Below are 825 nucleotides of genomic sequence, written 5' to 3'. Positions count from 1 at the left end.
CGTCGCCGACTACGACAAGGTGATCGCGCTCGGGGCGGGCCAGCGGAACGTCTATTACTGGCGCGCCGTCGCGTTGCGGGTGATCGGGGAGACGGATCGCGCCATCGCGGATTTCGGCAAGGCCGCCGAGATCGATCCCACGTTCGATTCCGCGTTCTATCAACGTGGCCTCGCCTATGCGGCGAAACGCGACTACGACGGCGCCATCGCCGACTACGACCGGGCCCTCGCCATCGATCCCAAGGACCCGATGCCGTACCAGGCTCGGGGCGACGCCTGGCGACACAAGCGCGATCTCGACCGCGCGATCGCCGACTACACCAAGGCGCTCGAGCTGAACCCGAAAGCGAAGGATGTGCTGAACAGCCGCGGCTACGTGCTGATCGGCAAGCGCGAGTACGACCGGGCGATCGCCGACTACGATGCGCTGATCGCGATCGATCCGACGTCGATCGTAGGCTTCTTCAACCGCGGGCGCGCCTATGCCGGCAAGGGCGACCTCGACAAGGCGATCGCTGATTTCACCAAGGGCATCGCGCTCGATCCCAAGGATCCGGATCCGCTCGTCGAGCGCGCCGACATCTTCCGGACCCGGCGCGAGTACGAGCACGCCGTCCTCGACTACGGCAAGGCCGTGACCCTGGCGCCGAAGGCGGCGCGGCCGCTGTACGGGCGAGGCCTGGCGCTGCGCAGCCTGCGTCGCTACGACGAGGCGATCGCCGACTTCAGCCGTGTCGTCGAGATCGATCCCAAGCACCAATGGGCGTTCATGGAGCGCGGGCTCGCATTGAAGAGCCTGCGGCGCGACGACGAGGCGATCGCCGA

At 67.2% G+C, this 825-nt stretch carries 1 protein-coding gene; it reads left to right on the top strand.

What is annotated here, in order from left to right:
- Positions 1-825: tetratricopeptide repeat protein (locus ABTU92_RS30455; RefSeq protein WP_408095260.1), on the top strand; the 825-nt coding region annotated here is incomplete at both ends.

Source organism: Rhodoplanes sp. SY1 (genome assembly GCF_046000175.1).
Lineage (GTDB): Bacteria > Pseudomonadota > Alphaproteobacteria > Rhizobiales > Xanthobacteraceae > Rhodoplanes.
Note: the sequence above shows the minus strand (reverse complement) of the source record. Positions and strands in the feature narration are given on the sequence as shown.